Origin of the sequence: Streptosporangium sp. NPDC048047 (assembly GCF_040653115.1) — a bacterium.
GTDB lineage: Bacteria > Actinomycetota > Actinomycetes > Streptosporangiales > Streptosporangiaceae > Streptosporangium.
Map to the genome: position 1 here is coordinate 77,597 of NZ_JBEZNH010000029.1, position 17,510 is coordinate 95,106.

The 17,510-nt window shown below is 72.3% G+C and carries 17 protein-coding genes; 14 read left to right on the forward strand and 3 right to left on the reverse strand.

The genetic code is table 11. The features are described from left to right. Positions 1-71: 71 nt before the first annotated feature. A complete protein-coding gene (locus tag AB0D67_RS23715; protein ID WP_362939603.1) occupies positions 72-1,052 on the reverse strand; it encodes a ferrochelatase in 981 nt (326 codons plus the stop codon). A gap of 262 nt (positions 1,053-1,314) precedes the next feature. Here AB0D67_RS23715 and AB0D67_RS23720 point away from each other — a divergent pair, with 262 nt between their 5' ends. Next, on the forward strand, positions 1,315-3,276 hold the full coding sequence (locus AB0D67_RS23720) for a prolyl oligopeptidase family serine peptidase (RefSeq protein ID WP_362939606.1): 1,962 nt from the start codon (positions 1,315-1,317) through the stop codon (positions 3,274-3,276). A gap of 84 nt (positions 3,277-3,360) precedes the next feature. Next, positions 3,361-4,155, forward strand: coding sequence for an inositol monophosphatase family protein (locus AB0D67_RS23725; RefSeq protein WP_362939609.1), 795 nt, complete (start codon positions 3,361-3,363; stop codon positions 4,153-4,155). A 179-nt stretch (positions 4,156-4,334) separates the two neighbouring features. Here the strand turns inward: AB0D67_RS23725 and AB0D67_RS23730 are convergent, their stop codons facing one another. Continuing rightward, positions 4,335-4,499: a hypothetical protein gene (locus AB0D67_RS23730; protein WP_362939612.1), complete on the reverse strand. Its 165-nt coding sequence runs from the start codon at positions 4,497-4,499 to the stop codon at positions 4,335-4,337. 221 nt (positions 4,500-4,720) lie between these two features. On the opposite strand from AB0D67_RS23730, the gene AB0D67_RS23735 reads away from it, so the two are divergent. The 5 genes from AB0D67_RS23735 (at position 4,721) to AB0D67_RS23755 (ending at position 9,711) form a co-directional block, all read left to right on the forward strand. Continuing rightward, positions 4,721-5,374, forward strand: coding sequence for a response regulator transcription factor (locus AB0D67_RS23735; protein ID WP_179826978.1), 654 nt, complete (start codon positions 4,721-4,723; stop codon positions 5,372-5,374). Next, positions 5,371-6,822: a HAMP domain-containing sensor histidine kinase gene (locus AB0D67_RS23740; RefSeq protein ID WP_362939615.1), complete on the forward strand. Its 1,452-nt coding sequence runs from the start codon at positions 5,371-5,373 to the stop codon at positions 6,820-6,822. Before AB0D67_RS23735 ends, AB0D67_RS23740 begins: the two co-directional genes overlap by 4 nt. Before the next feature lie 268 nt (positions 6,823-7,090). Continuing rightward, positions 7,091-7,390: a DUF4193 domain-containing protein gene (locus AB0D67_RS23745; RefSeq protein WP_362939618.1), complete on the forward strand. Its 300-nt coding sequence runs from the start codon at positions 7,091-7,093 to the stop codon at positions 7,388-7,390. A gap of 85 nt (positions 7,391-7,475) precedes the next feature. Further along, a complete protein-coding gene (locus AB0D67_RS23750) occupies positions 7,476-8,282 on the forward strand; it encodes a hypothetical protein (protein WP_362939620.1) in 807 nt (268 codons plus the stop codon). Between the two features lie 52 nt (positions 8,283-8,334). Next, positions 8,335-9,711: a trehalose-6-phosphate synthase gene (locus AB0D67_RS23755; RefSeq protein ID WP_362939647.1), complete on the forward strand. Its 1,377-nt coding sequence runs from the start codon at positions 8,335-8,337 to the stop codon at positions 9,709-9,711. A 174-nt stretch (positions 9,712-9,885) separates the two neighbouring features. Here AB0D67_RS23755 and AB0D67_RS23760 read toward each other — a convergent pair whose 3' ends face one another. Beyond that, positions 9,886-10,188 carry a DUF4235 domain-containing protein gene (locus AB0D67_RS23760; RefSeq protein ID WP_362939623.1) on the reverse strand — a complete coding sequence of 101 codons (303 nt, stop codon included), beginning with the start codon at positions 10,186-10,188 and terminating at the stop codon, positions 9,886-9,888. A gap of 84 nt (positions 10,189-10,272) precedes the next feature. Between AB0D67_RS23760 and valS the strand changes: the two genes are divergently transcribed. From valS to AB0D67_RS23795, 7 genes are all read left to right on the forward strand, one after another. Further along, positions 10,273-12,834: a valine--tRNA ligase gene (gene valS / locus AB0D67_RS23765; RefSeq protein ID WP_362939626.1), complete on the forward strand. Its 2,562-nt coding sequence runs from the start codon at positions 10,273-10,275 to the stop codon at positions 12,832-12,834. 293 nt (positions 12,835-13,127) lie between these two features. Then, the gene (locus tag AB0D67_RS23770) at positions 13,128-14,501 is read left to right on the forward strand and encodes an AI-2E family transporter (protein WP_362939629.1); all 1,374 of its coding nucleotides are present in this window, start codon (positions 13,128-13,130) and stop codon (positions 14,499-14,501) included. Between the two features lie 11 nt (positions 14,502-14,512). Beyond that, entirely contained in the window at positions 14,513-15,067 is a 555-nt protein-coding gene (locus AB0D67_RS23775; RefSeq protein ID WP_362939632.1) for a PaaI family thioesterase, read from the forward strand. Next, positions 15,064-15,507, forward strand: coding sequence for a dUTP diphosphatase (dut, locus tag AB0D67_RS23780; RefSeq protein WP_362939635.1), 444 nt, complete (start codon positions 15,064-15,066; stop codon positions 15,505-15,507). The genes AB0D67_RS23775 and dut overlap by 4 nt, the downstream gene beginning before the upstream one ends. Positions 15,508-15,559: 52 nt before the next feature. Then, positions 15,560-16,261: a DUF3710 domain-containing protein gene (locus AB0D67_RS23785; RefSeq protein WP_362939638.1), complete on the forward strand. Its 702-nt coding sequence runs from the start codon at positions 15,560-15,562 to the stop codon at positions 16,259-16,261. Positions 16,262-16,310: 49 nt separating this feature from the next. After that, the gene (locus AB0D67_RS23790; protein ID WP_362939641.1) at positions 16,311-16,703 is read left to right on the forward strand and encodes an OB-fold nucleic acid binding domain-containing protein; all 393 of its coding nucleotides are present in this window, start codon (positions 16,311-16,313) and stop codon (positions 16,701-16,703) included. A gap of 20 nt (positions 16,704-16,723) precedes the next feature. Further along, positions 16,724-17,440 carry a DUF3159 domain-containing protein gene (locus AB0D67_RS23795; RefSeq protein ID WP_362939644.1) on the forward strand — a complete coding sequence of 239 codons (717 nt, stop codon included), beginning with the start codon at positions 16,724-16,726 and terminating at the stop codon, positions 17,438-17,440. Positions 17,441-17,510: the final 70 nt, after the last annotated feature.

Genomic DNA, 17,510 nt, shown 5'->3' on the forward strand with positions numbered 1-17,510 from the left:
CTGGCGACCGCCGCGCGGCGGTCCTGTGCCGCGGAGGCCCGCGCCTACCCCGCCTGCTCCGCCTACTCCGCTTACCTCGTCTTGCCCGTCCCGGCGGGGCGGCGGAGCGGCGCCGGGCAGCAGCCGGGCGGGCACCCGGCGGGCTCCGGCTCGGCCAGCAGTTCGCCCACCATCGAGACGAACCGCGGGTGGGTGCCGGCGGTGGCGGCCCTGACCAGCGGCAGGCCGATCTCCCTCGCCGTCTCCGCCGCCTCCACGTCGAGGTCGTAGACGACCTCCATGTGGTCGGAGACGAACCCGATCGGGACCAGCACCGCGGCCGGGGCGTCGAGCACCCGCAGGTGGTCGCAGACGTCGGGCTCCAGCCACGGGATGTGCGGGGCGCCGCTGCGACTCTGCCACACCAGGTCCCACGGGCGGTCCCCGCCCAGCTCGGCGGTGACCAGGGCGGCCGCCTCGCGCAGCTGCGCCTCGTAGGCCCCGCCGTCCGGCCCCGCGGTCCTGGCCATCGACAGCGGGATGCTGTGGGCGGTGAAGACCAGCCGCGCGGAGTCGCGCAGCCCGGCGGGGAGCCGCTCCAGGGCCTCGCGGGTGTGGTCGGCCATCGCCGCGATGAACCCGGGGTGGTCGAAGTAGTGGCGCAGCTTGACGACCTCGGGCGCGCCCTCGACCGCGACCCTGGCCAGCGCGATGTCGTCGAGGTACTGCCGGCAGGCCGAGTAGGAGCTGTAGGCCGCGGTGACGAAGGCGGCGGCCCTGCGGACGCCGTCGGCGGCCATCCGCCGGAGCGTGTCCTCAAGGTAGGGGTGCCAGTTGCGGTTGCCCCAGTAGACCGGGACGTCGAGCGTCGGCTCGACGGCGGCGATCAGGTCGCGGCACTGCTGGTTGATCGGGCTGGCCCCGCCGAAGCGCTGGTAGTGCGCCTCGACCTCCAGCAGCCGCTCGCGCGGGATCCCCCGGCCCCGCACGACGTTCTCCAGAAACGGCATCACGTCGTCCGGCTTCTCCGGGCCGCCGAACGACACGACGAGAAGTGCGTCGTAAGTCCCCATGGCACTCATCAAACCGCATGCCGGGAGGTCTTTCTGCATGGTCACACCAGGGGATTCGGAACCGGGCGTCCTCCCGGACGCCTTCGCCGCCCCCTTTCGGGCGTCTTCTTCGTCACATTCCGGCTGCTCTCCCCTTCCGGGCGTCCGGCGGACCCCGTTTCCGGCCTCTTCCCGGACGTCCGGCGGGACGTCTCGCCGGACGAGGGGTATCCGGTCCGGGCGGAGACGGGAGTAGGTTCGGACCGTGACTCCTTTCAGCGACATGCGTGACTATGTCGGCACGCCCAGGCTGGTGTCCCTCCGCCTCTCTCCCGACGGATCCCGCCTCGCCGGCGTGGTCCAGGCCCTCGACCCCGACGGGAAGTCCTACGGGACGTCCCTGTGGGAGATCCCCCTCGACGGGCGCGCGCCGTACCGGCTGACCAGGTCCGCCAAGGGTGAGAGCGGGGCGGAGTTCACCGCGGGGGGCGACCTGCTCTTCGGCTCGCGCCGCCCCGACCCGGTCGTCAAGGACCCCGACGATGAGGCGCCCGCGCTGTGGCTGCTGCCCGCGGGCGGCGGCGAGGCCCGGCAGGTCGCCTCCCGGCCCGGCGGCGTGGCCGGGTTCGCCACCGGCGGGCCGGCGGTGGTCTTCACCGCCGACGTGCTGCCCGGCGACGAGGCCACCGAGGGCGAGCGGCGCAAGAGCCGTAAGGACGCCGGGATCAGTGCGATCCTGCACGAGAGCGCCCCGGTGCGCTACTGGGACCACGACCTCGGCCCCGGGGAGACGCGGCTGTTCGCCGGCACGCTCGGCGACGACCGGCTGACCGAGGTCAGGGACCTCACCCCGCAGCCGGGCAAGGCCCTGGGCAACGCCTCCTACGACGTGACGCCGGACGGCTCGGCGGTGGTGACCACCTGGGAGGTGCCGCAGCCCGGCGGCGAGGTCCGCTCCCGGCTCGTGGTGATCGGCACGTCCGGCGACGACGCCCCGCGCGTCCTCGCCGAGGAGGAGGACCACGACTTCGACGGCCCGGTCCGGGTCTCGCCCGACGGCCGGCTGGTCGCCTGCACCCGTGCCCGCCGCGCCGACGGCGCCACCATCCCCGAGATCACCCTGTGGATCGTCGACCTCGCCACCGGCGAGGGGCACGCCGCCGGCGGCGACCTGTGGCCGTCCGACGTCGCCTGGGCGCCCGACTCCCGCTCGCTGTACGTCGCCGCGGATCACCGGGGCCGCCGCCCCGTGTTCCGTGTCCCGGCCGACTCCTCGGAGCCGGTCCGGCTCACCGCCGACGACGGCGCCTACCTGTCGCTCGGCGCCGCGCCCGACGGCTCGGTCTACGCGCTGCGCAGCGCCGTGGACTCGCCCGCCCGCCCGGTGCGGATCACCCCCGGCGGCGAGGTCGAGGAGCTGGCCTCGCCGGTGCCCGTTCCCGAGGTGCCCGGCACCCTGACCGAGGTCACCGCGACCACTGACGACGGCGCGACGATCCGGGCCTGGCTCGTGCTGCCCGAGGGCGCCTCGGCGGAGAACCCGGCGCCGTTCCTGCTGTGGATCCACGGCGGCCCGCTGTCGAGCTGGAACGACTGGTCCTGGCGGTGGAACCCGTGGATCATGGCGGAGCGCGGCTACGCCGTACTGCTGCCCGACCCGTGCCTGTCCACCGGCTACGGCCCCGAGATGATCCGCCGGGGCTGGGCGAACTGGGGGCCGCGCACCCATGCCGACCTGATGGCGATCACCGACGCCGCGCTGGAGCTGCCCGAGGTCGACGAGACCAGGACGGCGGCCATGGGCGGCTCGTTCGGCGGCTACATGGCCAACTGGGTCGCCGGGCACACCGACCGGTTCGCGGCGATCGTCACCCACGCCTCGCTGTGGCACCTGGACCAGTTCGCCGGCACCACCGACGCGCCGATGTACTGGCAGCGCGAGTTCGGCGCCCTCGGCGGCGAGCTGTACGGCGAGCTCTCCCCGCACCTGTCGCTGGATGAGATCTCCACGCCGATGCTCGTCATCCACGGCGACAAGGACTACCGGGTGCCGATCGCCGAGGGCCTCCGGCTGTGGTGGGACCTGCAGCGCTCCCACGTCGAGTCGAAGTTCCTGTACTTCCCCGACGAGAACCACTGGATCCTCAAGCCCGGCAACGCGATCGCCTGGTACGAGACGGTCTTCGCCTTCCTGGCCCAGCACGTGCTGGGCCAGGAGTGGAAGCGGCCGGAGTCGCTGGCGTGAGAACGGACGACGGCCCCGGTACGGCGGGCCGTCGTGGACGGACGGAGAGTGAACGAGGCGAGTGAACGAGAAGGAGGGCAGGCCATGGAGACCTTCGTGACCTTCGCCCAGCTGGCCGAGGAGATCGCCCGGGAGGCCGGGGAGATGCTCGTGGCCAAGCGGCCGGCCCGGCCGGAGGTGCTGGCCACCAAGTCCAGCCCGACCGACGTGGTGACCGCGCTGGACCGGGCTTCGGAGGAGCTGATCCGCACCAGGATCAGGGCCGTCCGGCCCGACGACGCGATCCTCGGTGAGGAGGGCGGCTCGACCGGCGACGGCCGGGTCCGCTGGATCGTCGACCCCATCGACGGCACGGTCAACTTCCTGTACGGCCTGCCCGACTGGGCGGTCAGCATCGCCGTCGAGGTCGACGGGGAGATCGTCGCGGGCGTGGTCAACGTCGTGCCCCGGGGCGAGGTCTTCACCGCCGCCAGGGGCGAGGGCGCGTGGCTGGCGGGGGAGCGGCTGCACTGCAACACCGGCGTGCCGCTGGACCGCGCGCTGATCGCCACCGGGTTCGGCTACGACGCGGGGCGGCGCAGGGTCCAGGCCGAGGTGCTGGCCGGGGTGCTGCCCGCCGTACGCGACATCCGGCGGGGCGGGTCGGCCGCGGCGGACCTGTGCTCGGTGGCGGCCGGGCGGGTGGACGGCTACTACGAGCGCGGCCCGCAGACGTGGGACTACTCCGCCGGGGGTCTCGTCGCGGTCGAGGCTGGCGCCAGGATCGGCGGTCTGAGCGGCCGGCCGCACGGCCCCGGGCTCACGGTCTGCGCGGCGCCGGGCCTGTTCGAGGAGCTGTGCGACCTGCTGGCGCCGCTGGACCCCGAGCGCGACGCCTGAAGGCCCCGCGCGTCCGGGCCCGCGCGTCCGGCCCCGTGCGGTGACGACGGGTGACGGTGGATGACGGCGCCCGAGGTCGCGGGTGGTCCGGGCCCTCGCGGGCCCGGATGTGGGAGGAGCCCCCGGCCGGATGGCCGGGGGCTCCTCCCACATCGGTGACGGATCAGCGCCGGATCGCGTCAGTGCCGGATGTGGACCCCGTTGTCCGTCGCCAGGCGGTGGAGATCCTCGATCTCGGCGGTGAAGGTGTCGGCGAGATACTGGTCGCCCGTGGACTCGGCTTCGTGGAGGTTCTTGTACGCCTGGTCGAGGCGGTGTTCGATCGTGGAGGTGAACTCGCCCATCTCACCTTCTTTCTCAGCGGGGATGTAAGGACTGGGTCTGCCTAGGGGACTGGCCTTCAGCCGTACCCACCTCTCACCTCGCGCTAAACCTCGTTGTGGGATACATCACGCACGGTGGTTATCGTGACTGGGGGCTTACCGCCGGCTTACGGGGGGAGTGCTCACAATGGGGGGCCGTTCCGGCGGCTGTTCACAGATTTTCACGGGGAGGTTCGGAAGCCGTGCGGGTGCTTGTGGTGGAGGACGAGCGGGTGCTCGCCGACGCGATCGCTACGGGGCTGAGGCGTGAGGCCATGGCCGTGGACGTGGCCTACGACGGCGCCGCGGCGCTGGAGCGGACCGGCTACATCGACTACGACGTCATCGTCCTGGACCGGGACCTGCCGAAGGTCCACGGGGACGAGGTGTGCCGCCGCCTGGTGGCCGAGCGGACCTCCTCGCGGATCCTGATGCTCACCGCCTCGGGCGACGTCGACGACAAGGTCGAGGGGCTGGGGCTGGGCGCCGACGACTACCTCGCCAAGCCGTTCGTGTTCATCGAGCTGGTCGCCCGGGTGCGGGCGCTGGGCCGCCGCTCGGCCCCGGCGCTGCCGCCGGTCCTGGAGCGCTCCGGTGTCCGCCTGGATCCGGGCAAGCGGCTGGTGACCAGGAACGGCGAGGAGATCTCGCTCACCAAGAAGGAGTTCGCGGTCCTGGAGGAGCTGATGCGCGCCGAGGGCGCCGTGGTCAGCCAGGAGGACCTGCTGGACAAGGCATGGGACGAGAACATCGACCCGTTCACCAACGTGGTGCGCGTCACCATGATGACCCTGAGGAAGAAGCTGGGTGAGCCTCAGGTCATCGAGACGGTGCCCGGGGTGGGATACCGGCTGTGAGCGCCCCGGCAGGCGGTGGGGCCGAACGCCCGGCGGGCGTCCCGGCGGACGACGCGCGTCTCTCCGCGCCCACCCACCCGATGATCAGCCCCCACTCCGCGCGGGGGCCGCGGCGCGACGAGGAGACGCCGCAGGCCGGTCCGGAGCCGGGCGGGCGGACCTCGCCGCGGACCGATCCGGGGCGGACCGGCTCGGGGCGGACCGGTCCCGGGCAGGGCGGGCAGGCCCCGCCGCCGCAGGGCCCGCCGGTGTGGGACGGGCCGCCTCCGGGTGGCGCCGCCCAGGCGCACGGCGGGCCGCTGGAGCGGGTGCGGGCGATCTTCGACCGGATCAGCATCCGCTGGCGGCTCACCATCACCTACGGCCTGCTGTTCTTCCTGGCCGGGATGCTGCTGGTCTTCGTCATCTACATGATGGTCGGCTGGGCCATCAACGAGGCCTGGCCCGGCGTCAGCCTGCCCGACGCGCCGCTGGCCTACGAGCAGCGCTTCCAGCAGGACTGGCTGTGGTGGAAGCACGCCGCGATCGACGAGGCGCGCGACGCCCTGCTCAGCCGTACGCTCCTGGCCCTGGTGGGGGTGGGGATCCTGGCGATCGTCATCGGTTACGTCGTCGCCGACCGGGCGCTGCGCCCGATCCAGCAGATGACCTCGACGGCCCGCAGGCTGTCGAGCAGCACGCTGGCCCACGAGCGGATCGCGCTCAAGGGCCCCGACGACGAGCTCAAGGAGCTGGCCGACACCTTCGACGCGATGCTGACCAGACTCAATGTGGCGTTCGACACACAGCGCAGGTTCGTGGCCAACGCCTCCCACGAGTTGCGGACCCCGCTGACGATCAACCGGACCGTCCTGGAGATCGCGCTGGGCGACCCGGAGGCGTCGGAGGACCTCAAGGCGCTGGGCCGCACCCTGCTGGAGGTCAACGCGCGCAACGAGCGCCTGATCGAGGGCCTGCTGCTGCTGGCCCGCAGCGAGCGCGAGCTCAGCGTGCGCAAGCCGGTGGACATGAGGGACGTGGCGCGGACCGCCGTCGAGCAGCTCGCCCCGGTGGCAGAGGCGGCCGGCGTGACGATCTCCACCGAACTCCGGAAGGCCGAAACGACAGGCGATCCGGTGCTGCTGGAACGGTGCGTGTCCAACCTCGTGGAGAACGCGATCAAACACAACCTCCCCGACGCCGGCCATTTGTGGGTCAGGGCGGGAATTGTGGAGGGCGTCCTGATTGTTCAGGTGGCCAACACGGGACCGCACGTGCCCGCGTACGAGGTGAACAGCCTGTTCGAGCCGTTCCGGCGGCTCAACGCAGACCGGGTCGACTCCTCCAAGGGGGCCGGGCTCGGGTTGTCCATCGTGCGCGCGGTCGTGCGGGCTCACGGAGGCGACGTGACCGCCGTCCCCAGGGACGGGGGCGGTCTCGTGGTGACCGTGAGACTCCAGCCACGGTGATCCGGCGGGGGGCGTCTCGCTCACGCCGCACATGTGGTTGGATGTGCCGTCGAACACGGTGGCTCATACCGCCGATGCTGTGGTTTACGCCATATTCGGCTAACCATGGCCATTGGCAGTAGGTACCTCACGTGTGGGGAGGTTCAGTGACCATTCCGACGGGGTACCGAAGCAAAGTCTCTTCGTCGGATTGGGCACAAGTCGTGCCTCTCAGACGTTACACGCGCGAACGGGCGCAAAAGAGAGACGAGGGGGATGGAGCAAACCGATGGCCACTGATTACGACAGCCCACGCAAGACCGACGACGACCTCAACGAGGACAGTCTTCAGGAACTGCAGGCGCGCCGTACGGACAAGTCCTCGGGCAGCATCGACATCGACGAGACCGACCTCGCCGAGTCGCTCGAACTGCCGGGCGCGGACCTGTCCAACGAGGAGCTCTCGCTCCGGGTGATCCCTCGTCAGGCCGACGAGTTCACCTGCGCGCGCTGTTTCCTCGTGCACCACCGCAGCCAGCTCGCCACCGAGAGGAACGGCCAGCAGATCTGCCGGGAGTGCGCGGCCTGACGATCGTTCCGATGGCCTGTCCGAGGTGTGTTCTCCCGTGGAAGGGTAAGTGCGCGCCAGGACGGCCTTGAGGAGGTTCCGCGACATGACTTCGAAGAGGGGCAAGACCGGTGGCTCGCCGGAGGATCCCGCGCCCGCGGGAGAGGCCGGCGCACCGGAACGGGAAGTGGCGGAGATCGTCGGCAGGCTCACCGAGCCCGGTGACATCAAGGGCGCCGAGCGGCGACGGCTGCTCGGCCGCCTGTCCGCGGCGCTGGCCGCGGGAGCGAAGAACGCCAGGAAGTCGGGCGTCGGCCGGGGACGCTGGCTGGCCGACGTGTTCATGTCCGTGGCCCCCCGGATCCCCGTCCGGGACCTGGCCACCCTCTCCGAGCACCATCACGGCCTCACCGCCGAGGCGCTGGCCGACGACCTGGTCCGCACGGCGGGCAAGGCGACCATGACGGTCGGCGCGATCGGCGGAGCCCTCGCGGCGGCCGAGTTCGCCGCCCCGCCCCTGCTGCTCTCCGCCCCCGCCCAGCTCGTGGCCGAGACCCTCGTCGTGGCGGCCATCGAGGTCAAGCTGCTCGCCGAACTCCACGAGGTGTACGGCGTGCAGATCCCCGGCGGCGGCGCCCAGCGGGCCGTGGCGTTCGTGAACGCCTGGTCCAAGCAGCGCGGCGTCGACCCCGTGGCCCCCGGCTCGGTCACCGTCGCCCTCGGGACGGCGGCCAAGACGGCCCTGCGCAACCGGCTGATGCGCACGCTCGGCCGCAACCTGACCACCCTCGGACCCTTCCTCACCGGCGCCGTGGCCGGTGGCACGCTCAACCGCGCCGCGACCCGCAAGCTCGCCGAGGTCGTGCGCGCCGACCTGAGAAGCCGCCACGAACTCCCTCCCGCTAAGTCATAAAAAGTCCCCAACTGGGTAGTTGATAGAACAAACCAACTCCCTGGAGGATTTCGTGCCGGGCCGCAGCTCGTTTCTGATCGTCGCAAACCGCCTTCCCGTCGATCGGGTGGGGGAGGGGACGTGGCGGCGCAGCCCCGGCGGACTGGTCACCGCGATCGCTCCGGTCCTCCAGCGGAGGGAGGGCGGCTGGATCGGCTGGCCCGGATCCCCCGACGAGCGTCTCGACCCCTTCGACCACGACGGCATGCACCTCATCCCCGTGCCGCTGTCGGCGTCGGAGGTCGAGCTCTACTACGAGGGCTTCTCCAACTCCACGCTGTGGCCGCTCTACCACGACGTGGTCGCCCCCCCGGTCTACTCGCGCGTGCTGTGGGACGCCTACCGCACGGTCAACGAGCGCTTCGCCCGCGCCGCCGCCGAGGAGGCGGCCGAGAACGCGGTCGTGTGGATCCAGGACTACCAGCTCCAGCTGGTCCCGGCCATGCTGCGCGAGCTCCGCCCCGACCTGCGCATCGGCTTCTTCCTGCACATCCCCTTCCCGCCGGGCGAGCTGTTCTACCAGCTCCCCTGGCGGCGGGAGCTCCTGGAGGGCCTCCTCGGCGCCGACCTGGTCGGCTTCCAGCGCCCCGGCGGCGCGTCCAACTTCACCCGCCTCTGCCGCCGCCTGCTGGGCCTGCAGCACCAGAAGAACGAGATCCACCTGGAGGGCGGCCGGGTGGTCCGCGCCGCGGCCTTCCCCATCTCGGTCGACTTCGGCGAGTTCGACTCCCTGGTCCGCCAGCCCCACATCGTGGAGCGCGCCAAAGAGATCCGTTCCGAGCTGGGAGACCCGGAGTGCGTGCTGCTCGGCGTCGACCGGCTCGACTACACCAAGGGCATCGGCCAGCGGCTCAAGGCGTTCGGCGAGCTGCTCCACGAGGGCTCCATCAAGCCGGGGGAGGCGGCGTTCGTGCAGATCGCCACCCCGAGCCGGGAGCGGGTCGAGGAGTACATGCGGCTGCGCGACTCCATCGAGCTGCAGGTCGGCCGGATCAACGGCGAGCAGGGGGAGCTGGGCCTGCAGCCGGTGCAGTACATGCACCAGTCCTACGGCCGCGACGAACTGGCCGCGCTCTACCTCGCCGCCGACGTCATGGTGGTCACGCCGCTGCGCGACGGGATGAACCTGGTCGCCAAGGAGTACATCTCCTGTCGCCACGACCTGCGCGGCGCGCTGGTGCTCAGCGAGTTCGCCGGCGCGGCCGACGAGCTGCGGCAGGCGTTCCTGGTCAACCCCTACGACATCGACGGCCTCAAGCGGGCCATGCTGGCCGCCATGCGGGCCACGCCGCACGACCTGTCGCGGCGGATGCGCTCGATGCGCCGCCGGATCTCGACCTACGACGTGGACCGCTGGGCGAAGGAGTTCCTCGCCGACCTGGAGTCCTGACCGCGCCGCCCGTGCGGCCGCCCGCCGTACGGCCGGGACGCCGGGCGCACCGTCCGTGACCACCTGTGACCGCCGTACGGCCGGCACGCCGTACGAGCCGCCCGTGATCGCCCGCCGGTGCCCGCCGTACGGACTCCCCGCGGGAGGCCCGTACGGCGGGCGCGCGGAGGCGGGTCAGGAGACGGCGTCGCGCGCGGTGGACTTCACGGCCTTCCAGGCGTCGTAGCGCTTCCTGGCGGTGCGGCCGGCGAGGATCTGCGCGACCTGCATGCCCACGCCCATCACGATGGCGTAGCCGATCGCCTCGCCGAGTCCGACGTCGAGCGACTCGGTGTCCACGGGGGGCTTCCTGCCGGTCGTCTTCTCCCAGGCGAACCCGATGGCCTTGCGCGCGGCGAAGGCCGTCGCCAGGCCCACCAGGCCGCCGATGGCCCGCCACGCCATGTCCTGCTGCTGCTTATCGCTTTTGCCCGGCATGTGCTCCCTGCCTTTGTATCGCTTTGCAGAAGAACACTAACCCTCCCCGTCGCGGGAACGCGCGAAGCCATACCATGGGGAGGCATGACACACCAGCGATCACGCCATGCGGCCATGCCCGGGAAGCCGACTCTCGACGGGCTGGAATCCGTATGGGCCGCCCGCTGGGAGGCCGAGGGGACATACCGCTTCGACAGGTCGCGCAGCCGGGACGAGATCTACTCGATCGACACCCCGCCCCCGACCGTCTCCGGATCCCTGCACGTCGGCCACGTCTTCTCCTACACCCACACCGACGCGATCGCCCGCTTCCGGCGCATGCGCGGCCGCGAGGTCTTCTACCCCATGGGCTGGGACGACAACGGCCTGCCCACCGAGCGCCGGGTGCAGAACCACTTCGGCGTGCGCTGCGACCCCTCCGTCCCCTACGACCCCGCCTTCCGCCCGCCGGCCGACCCCGACCCCAGGCGGCAGGTGCCGATCTCGCGCCGCAACTTCATCGAGCTGTGCGAGCGGCTCACCATCGAGGACGAGAAGGCGTTCGAGGAGCTGTGGCGGCGCCTGGGCCTGTCGGTCGACTGGTCGCTGACCTACGCCACCATCGACGGCGGCGCGCGGGCCTCCTCCCAGCGCGGCTTCCTGCGCAACCTCGCCCGCGGCGAGGCCTACCTCGCCGAGGCGCCCACGCTGTGGGACGTCACCTTCCGCACGGCCGTCGCCCAGGCCGAACTGGAGGACCGCGAGCACCCCGGCGCCTTCCACCGGATCGCCTTCACCGCCGCCGGGGGCCCGGCCGCCGGGCAGCGCGTCTGGATCGAGACGACCCGGCCCGAGCTGCTTCCCGCCTGCGTGGCGCTGGTCGCCCACCCCGACGACGAGCGCTACCGCCCGCTGTTCGGCACCACCGTCGCCACGCCGCTGTTCGGGGTCGAGGTGCCGGTGCTGCCGCACCACCTGGCCGAGCCCGGCAAGGGCTCCGGCATCGCGATGGTCTGCACCTTCGGCGACGTCACCGACATCGTCTGGTGGCGCGAGCTGAACCTCCCCACCCGCCCGGTCATCGGCCGCGACGGCAGACTGCTGCCCGACCCGCCCGCCGGCGTCCCGGCCGGGCCGTACGGCGAGCTGGCCGGCCTGACCGTCCACGGCGCCCGGGAGCGGGTGGTGGAGGCGCTGCGGGTGTCGGGCGAGATGGACGGCGAGCCCCGGCCGGTCAAGCGCCCGGTGAAGTTCTACGAGAAGGGCGACCGCCCCCTGGAGATCGTCACCACCCGCCAGTGGTACATCCGCAACGGCGGGCGCGACGCCGGGCTGCGCGAGGCGCTGCTGGCACGCGGGCGGGAGCTGTCCTGGCACCCGGAGCGGATGAGGGTCCGCTACGAGTCCTGGGTGGAGGGCCTGGCGGGCGACTGGCTGATCTCCCGGCAGCGGTTCTTCGGCGTGCCGATCCCGGTGTGGTACCCCCTCGACGCCGCGGGCGAGCCCGACCGCTCCCGGCCGATCCTGCCGGACGAGTCCGCGCTGCCCGTCGACCCCGAGAGCGACGTCCCGCCCGGCTACACCGAGGACCAGCGCGGCAAGGCGGGAGGCTTCATCGCCGATCCGGACGTCATGGACACCTGGGCCACCTCCTCGCTGAGCCCGCAGATCGCGGGCGGCTGGGGGATCGACGACGAGCTGTTCCACAAGGTCTTCCCGATGGACCTGCGCCCGCAGGCCCACGAGATCATCCGGACCTGGCTGTTCTCCACCGTGGTCCGCGCGCACCTGGAGCACGGCACCCTGCCCTGGCGCAACGCCGCCATCTCCGGCTGGATCCTCGACCCCGACCGCAAGAAGATGTCCAAGTCGGTGGGCAACGTCGTCACCCCCCTGGGCCTGCTGGAGCAGTACGGCTCCGACGCGGTCCGCTACTGGGCGGCGAGCGGCCGGCCGGGCACCGACACCGCGTTCGACGTCGGGCAGATCAAGGTCGGCCGCCGCCTGGCGATCAAGATCCTGAACGCCTCGAAGTTCATCCTCGGCCTGGGCGAGGCCGAAGACGGCCCGGAGGGCGGCGGGGCCGCCGAGACCGCCGAGATCACCGAGCCGGTGGACCTGTCGATGCTCGCCCGCCTGTCGCAGGTCGTCGGCGAGGCCACCGAGGCGTTCGAGTCCTACGACTACACCCGCGCGCTGGAGCGGACCGAGCGGTTCTTCTGGGAGTTCTGCGACGACTACCTGGAGCTGGTCAAGAACCGCGCCTACGGCGAGGGCGGCCCCGCCCGCTCGGCCCGCGCGGCGCTGCGCGAGGCCCTCGACGTCCTGCTGCGGCTGTTCGCGCCCTTCCTGCCGTTCGTCACCGAGGAGGTCTGGTCCTGGTGGCGCGAGGGCTCGGTGCACCGGGCGCCCTGGCCCGAGGCCCGCGAGACGGGCGGCCTGCCCGACCTGCTGCCGGCGGTGGCGGCGGTCCTCGGCCACGTCCGCAAGGCCAAGTCCGACGCCCGGCTCTCGATGCGCGCCGAGGTCTCCCGGCTGAGCGTCACCGGCGCCCGGGCGGACCTGGTGCGGCAGGCGCAGGACGACCTGTGCGGTGCGGGCGTCGTCGAGGAGTTCGTGCTGGAGACCACCGAGGGTGAGCTGACGGTGGAGGTCGTCCTCACCTGAGCCCACGGGAATCTGTCCTCCGTGTCGGGTGGTCCTGCCGTACGGTCGAGGCACGGACCGGTCCAGGGCAGGCGAGGGGAGGACGGCGCATGACGCCAGGGTGCGGCAGCTGCAACTGCTACCTCGAGGACAGAGTGATCTCCCGGCCGCCGGGAGAGCGCTGATCCGGTGCCCGCACGAGGGGAGGCCCGGCGTCCCGCCGGGCCTCCCCTTTGCCGTTCCTTGGCCGGTCTCTTCCGACTCCGGGTGTCGACCATGCGCGCCACAGGCCGTGACGTGACAGTCTGGAACGCGTGATCTCCGACCGGGAACGTCTGAAGCATCTGGTGCCGCTCACCCTGCTCCGCATCGCGGCCTGGAGCCTTTGCCTGATCATCGTCGGCTGGGCCGTCTTCTACTTCGCGCAGTTCATCGCGACGCTGCGCATCGTGGTGCTGCCGGTGGCGATCGCGCTGCTGCTGACGGCGCTGCTGTTCCCGTTGACCCGCCGGTTCCGGGCGGCGGGGATGCGGCCGATCTACGCCACGTGGCTGACCATGATGATCGCGTTCGCGGTGCTGGGCGGCATCGGCTGGTTCATCGGACTGCGGGCCAACGACGAGTTCCCCCGGATGGTCGACCAGGTCAAGTCCACGGTCAAGGACGTGGAGAACTGGCTGTACACCGGGCCGCTGCACCTGCAGCGCAGCCAGATCAGCTCCTGGATCGACAACCTCACCGAGCAGCTCAGCGCGAGCCGCAACCAGATCACCCAGACGGTCCTCACCGGCGCCACGGTCGCGGTGGAGGTGCTGGCCTCCCTGGTGCTGGTGATGTTCATCGCCTTCTTCCTGCTCAAGGACGGCGACCGGATCTGGTCGTGGTTCCTGAGGGCGTTCGGCTCGGCCGCGCCCCGCGTCGACCGGGCCGGGCGCACCGCCTGGACGACGCTGTCGCACTACGTGCAGGGCACCGTCGCGGTGGCCGCCGTGCACGGCGTGGTCATGGGCATCGTGCTCGCCGGGATGGGCGTGCCGCTCTGGGCGCCGCTCGCCGTACTGATCTTCCTGGCCAGCTTCATCCCCATCGTCGGCATCCTCTTCGCCGGCGCGGTCGCGACCGTGGTGACCCTCGGCGCCCAGGGGCCGGTCTACGCCCTGATCTTCCTCGGGATCCTGGTGGTCGAGCAGCAGCTGGAGAACCACGTGCTCCAGCCGCTGATCGTCGGCCGGGCGCTCGACTTCCACCCGCTGGCGATCATCCTGGTGCTGGCCGTGGGCGGTGTCCTGGCGGGCATCGCCGGGGCCGCGGTGGCGGTGCCGATCGCCGCGGTGATCTACCGGGCGCTGCCCGCGCTGGCCGGCGATCAGCGGGCCCTGCCGCCCGCCCCGCCGCACGAACCGCCCGGCGGAGCCGGGGACGCCGGGGGGCCGCAGGACCCGCCGTCCGCGGCCGAGCAGGCCGGAGACGCCTCGACCGGCTCGACCGGGGACGCGCCGTCCGCAGACGTCTCGACCGGGGACGCGCCGTCCGCGGACGTGCCGGCCGGGGACGCGCCGGGAGGGTCGTCCGGCGTCGCAGGGGAGGCCGGGCCGCGGGAAAGGACCGTTCCCTCCGGCGCCGGAGGGAACGCCGATCCGGAGGGTGAGGATCCGGTGAATGAGGAGTCGCCGCAGCCCAGGCGGTAACGTTCTGCCTCGTGACCCGTTCAGCCCTGACGACCCCTCCGCCCGGCGCGGCCGGCCCCCGGCCGGCCTCCGGCGCACCCGGCCCCGGTGAGCCGCTCGGCTCCCACTACAGCCGCTGCTTCGGCTGCGGCGACCGGCACCCCACCGGCCTGCACCTGAAGGCCGTCACGCCCGACGGGGAGACGGTGGTCGCCGAGTTCACCGTCGCCGAGGCCCACCAGGGCGCCCCGGGCCTCGCGCACGGCGGCGTGCTCGCCACGGCGATGGACGAGGTCATCGGCATGTCCATCTGGCTGTTCCGCCGCCCCTACGTCACCGCCCGGCTGGAGACCGACTACCTCGCGCCGGTCCCGGTCGGCACCACCCTGCATCTCCGGGCCTGGTGCACCGGGGTGTCGGGCCGGAAGGCGTACCTTGAAGCCGAGGGGCGGATCGGTTCCGCCGACGGACCGGTCGCCGTACGGGCCGCCGCCCTCTTCGTCGAGGTGGGCATGGAGCACTTCGCCGAGCACGGCGACGCCCAGGCCCTCCTGGACGAGCATCACGACTACGAGGTGAACCCGTGAGCGAGAAGGTCGAGGTGCTGATCAGCCGGATCGACGCCGGGCTGCCGCTGCCGGACTACGCCCACCCGGGCGACGCCGGCGCCGACCTGCGCGCGGCAGAGGACGTCGAGCTGCCGCCGGGCGGGCGGGCCACCGTGGGCACCGGCGTGGCGATCGCGCTGCCCGACGGCTACGCCGCCTTCGTCCACCCGCGCTCCGGCCTGGCGGCCGAGCACGGCGTGACGATCGTGAACGCGCCCGGCACCGTCGACGCGGGTTACCGTGGCGAGATCAGGGTGGCGCTGCTCAACACCGACGCCGGGCGGGCCGTACGGCTGCGCAGGGGAGACCGCATCGCGCAGCTGGTGGTCCAGCGGGTCGCCAGGGCGGTGTTCCACGAGGTGGACCGGCTGCCCGGGTCGGCGCGCGGCGCCGGCGGCTTCGGCTCCACCGGCCGCTGAGAGCCGGCGGGCGACCAGCCGGTGGCCCGCCGCAGACGAGACTTCAAGGAGCGTGAGGAAAGTGTTCGGACGCCGCCGTCGCGAGGAGTCCCAGGCCCCGGCCGAGGGGTTCGCGCGGACCGAGGAGCCCAAGGGGACCACAGAGGGGCCGGCCAGGGAGTCCGGGCCGTGGGACGCCGCCGACGCCTACCCCGAGCGGGAGCGGGTCGATCTCGGCGGCCTGCGGCTGCCGATCGACCAGGGGTTCGAGGTGCAGCTCAACCTCGCCGGCGAGCAGATCGTCGGCGCGGTCATCCTGGCCGAGGAGAGCGCCCTGCAGGTGCACGCCTTCGCAGCGCCCAAGCGCAACGGCATCTGGGACGAGGTGCGGGCCGAGCTGGCCGCGGGCGTGAAGACCGCGGGCGGGACGGCCGAGGAGAAGGACGGCCCGTTCGGCGTCGAGCTGGACGCGCGGGTCCCCGCGGAAGGGGTCGCCCAGCCGGTCCGCTACATCGGGGTCGACGGCCCGCGCTGGTTCCTGCGGGCGGTCCTCAGCGGACGCGCCGCGACGGACGCCGGGGTGGCCGCGACACTGGAGGACGTGATCCGCGACATCGTCGTCGTCCGAGGGGACGAGCCGATGGTGCCGAAGGAGCCGATCGAGCTGCAACTGCCCCCGGAGGCCCGCCAGGCCATGGAGCAGCAGGCCGGGGCCCCGGACGGCCGGGACCTCCGGCCGTTCGAGCGGGGGCCCGAGATCGCCGAGATCCGTTGACCCACCGGATCGCGTACGCTGTTGCGACACGTATCTGAAGGAGAAAGCCGTGGGTTCTCAGGAGCCGCATAAACAGCGCGGGTTTCGGAGCTTCTTCCGGCGGCTGACCACGAGTCAGGAGGAGCTGGAGGCCGACGAGCTCCAGCAGGACCTCGACCGCCACGGCGCCACCCCCATCGTCTCCTGCGCCGGGCGCCGCAGGTTCTGCGTGACCGGTACACTACGTACGGTGACGCTGCGTCCCCGTGGGGGCGCCCCCGCGCTGGAGGCGGAGCTCTACGACGGTTCCGACGTGGTCGAGCTGATCTGGCTGGGCCGCCGGAAGATCGCCGGGATCGAGCCGGGCCGCATGGTCCTGGCCGAGGGGCTCGTCAGCATGCAGGACGGACGCAAGGTGATGTTCAACCCGCGCTACGAGCTGCGTCCCGCGGGCGGTACGTGACCCATCGACGAGCACGGAGCGTGAACGACAAGATGACCACCCCCGAGCCCTCCGCCGGGACGTCGAAGCCGGGGCCGGCGGCGTCCACCGAGACCGCCGAGGCCGCCGCGCACGACACCGTCGAGGCGGCGATCCGCGTCCAGCTCGCCAAGGCGTTCGGCGGGGTGCGGGGCGTCGTCGAGGCGGCCGTGCCCACGATCGTCTTCATCGTGGCATGGATCGCCACCTCCGACCTGCGGCGGTCGCTGACCGTCAGCATCGCGGCGGCGGTGGTGCTGCTCGTGGTGCGGATGGCGCAGCGCTCGACGCCGCAGTTCGTCCTCAATAGCCTCGTCGGCATCGGGATCGGCGCGTTCTTCGCCTCCCGCACCGGTGAGGCCCGCGACGTCTACCTCCCCGGCATCCTGTACAACGCGGGATACGCGGTGGCGATGCTGCTGTCCATCGTCACCCGGTGGCCCGTGGTGGGCTTCCTGATCGGGTCGGTCACCGGCGACCCCACCGGCTGGCGCGCCGACCCGGCGGTGGTGCGGCTCTGCTCCAGGCTCACCTGGCTGCTGCTGGTCCCGTGCGTGATCCGGGTGGCGGTGCAGCTGCCGGTCTACCTCATCGGCGGCAACGACGCCGTGGCCGAGCTGGGCATCCTCAAGATCGTCATGGGCTGGCCGCTGCAGATCGCCGGCATGGCCGCGATGGTGTGGCTGCTGACGAGGGGCAGGACACCGGTCCGTATGTAGCTCATGGCGACGCTGCGCGTCGCGGCTCGGGGGCTCTTACCCGGTGTCTTCCCTCGTCACTCCGTCGCTT

What these genes read in the sequence shown, in the direction of transcription:
- AB0D67_RS23745 (WP_362939618.1), top strand. Translation starts at nt 7,091, where the DNA reads ATGGCCACTGATTACGACAGCCCACGCAAGACCGACGACGACCTCAAC.
- AB0D67_RS23715 (WP_362939603.1), bottom strand. Translation starts at nt 1,052, where the DNA reads ATGGGGACTTACGACGCACTTCTCGTCGTGTCGTTCGGCGGCCCGGAG.
- valS (WP_362939626.1), top strand. Translation starts at nt 10,273, where the DNA reads ATGACACACCAGCGATCACGCCATGCGGCCATGCCCGGGAAGCCGACT.
- AB0D67_RS23720 (WP_362939606.1), top strand. Translation starts at nt 1,315, where the DNA reads ATGCGTGACTATGTCGGCACGCCCAGGCTGGTGTCCCTCCGCCTCTCT.
- AB0D67_RS23725 (WP_362939609.1), top strand. Translation starts at nt 3,361, where the DNA reads ATGGAGACCTTCGTGACCTTCGCCCAGCTGGCCGAGGAGATCGCCCGG.
- AB0D67_RS23750 (WP_362939620.1), top strand. Translation starts at nt 7,476, where the DNA reads ATGACTTCGAAGAGGGGCAAGACCGGTGGCTCGCCGGAGGATCCCGCG.
- AB0D67_RS23760 (WP_362939623.1), bottom strand. Translation starts at nt 10,188, where the DNA reads ATGCCGGGCAAAAGCGATAAGCAGCAGCAGGACATGGCGTGGCGGGCC.
- AB0D67_RS23730 (WP_362939612.1), bottom strand. Translation starts at nt 4,499, where the DNA reads ATGGGCGAGTTCACCTCCACGATCGAACACCGCCTCGACCAGGCGTAC.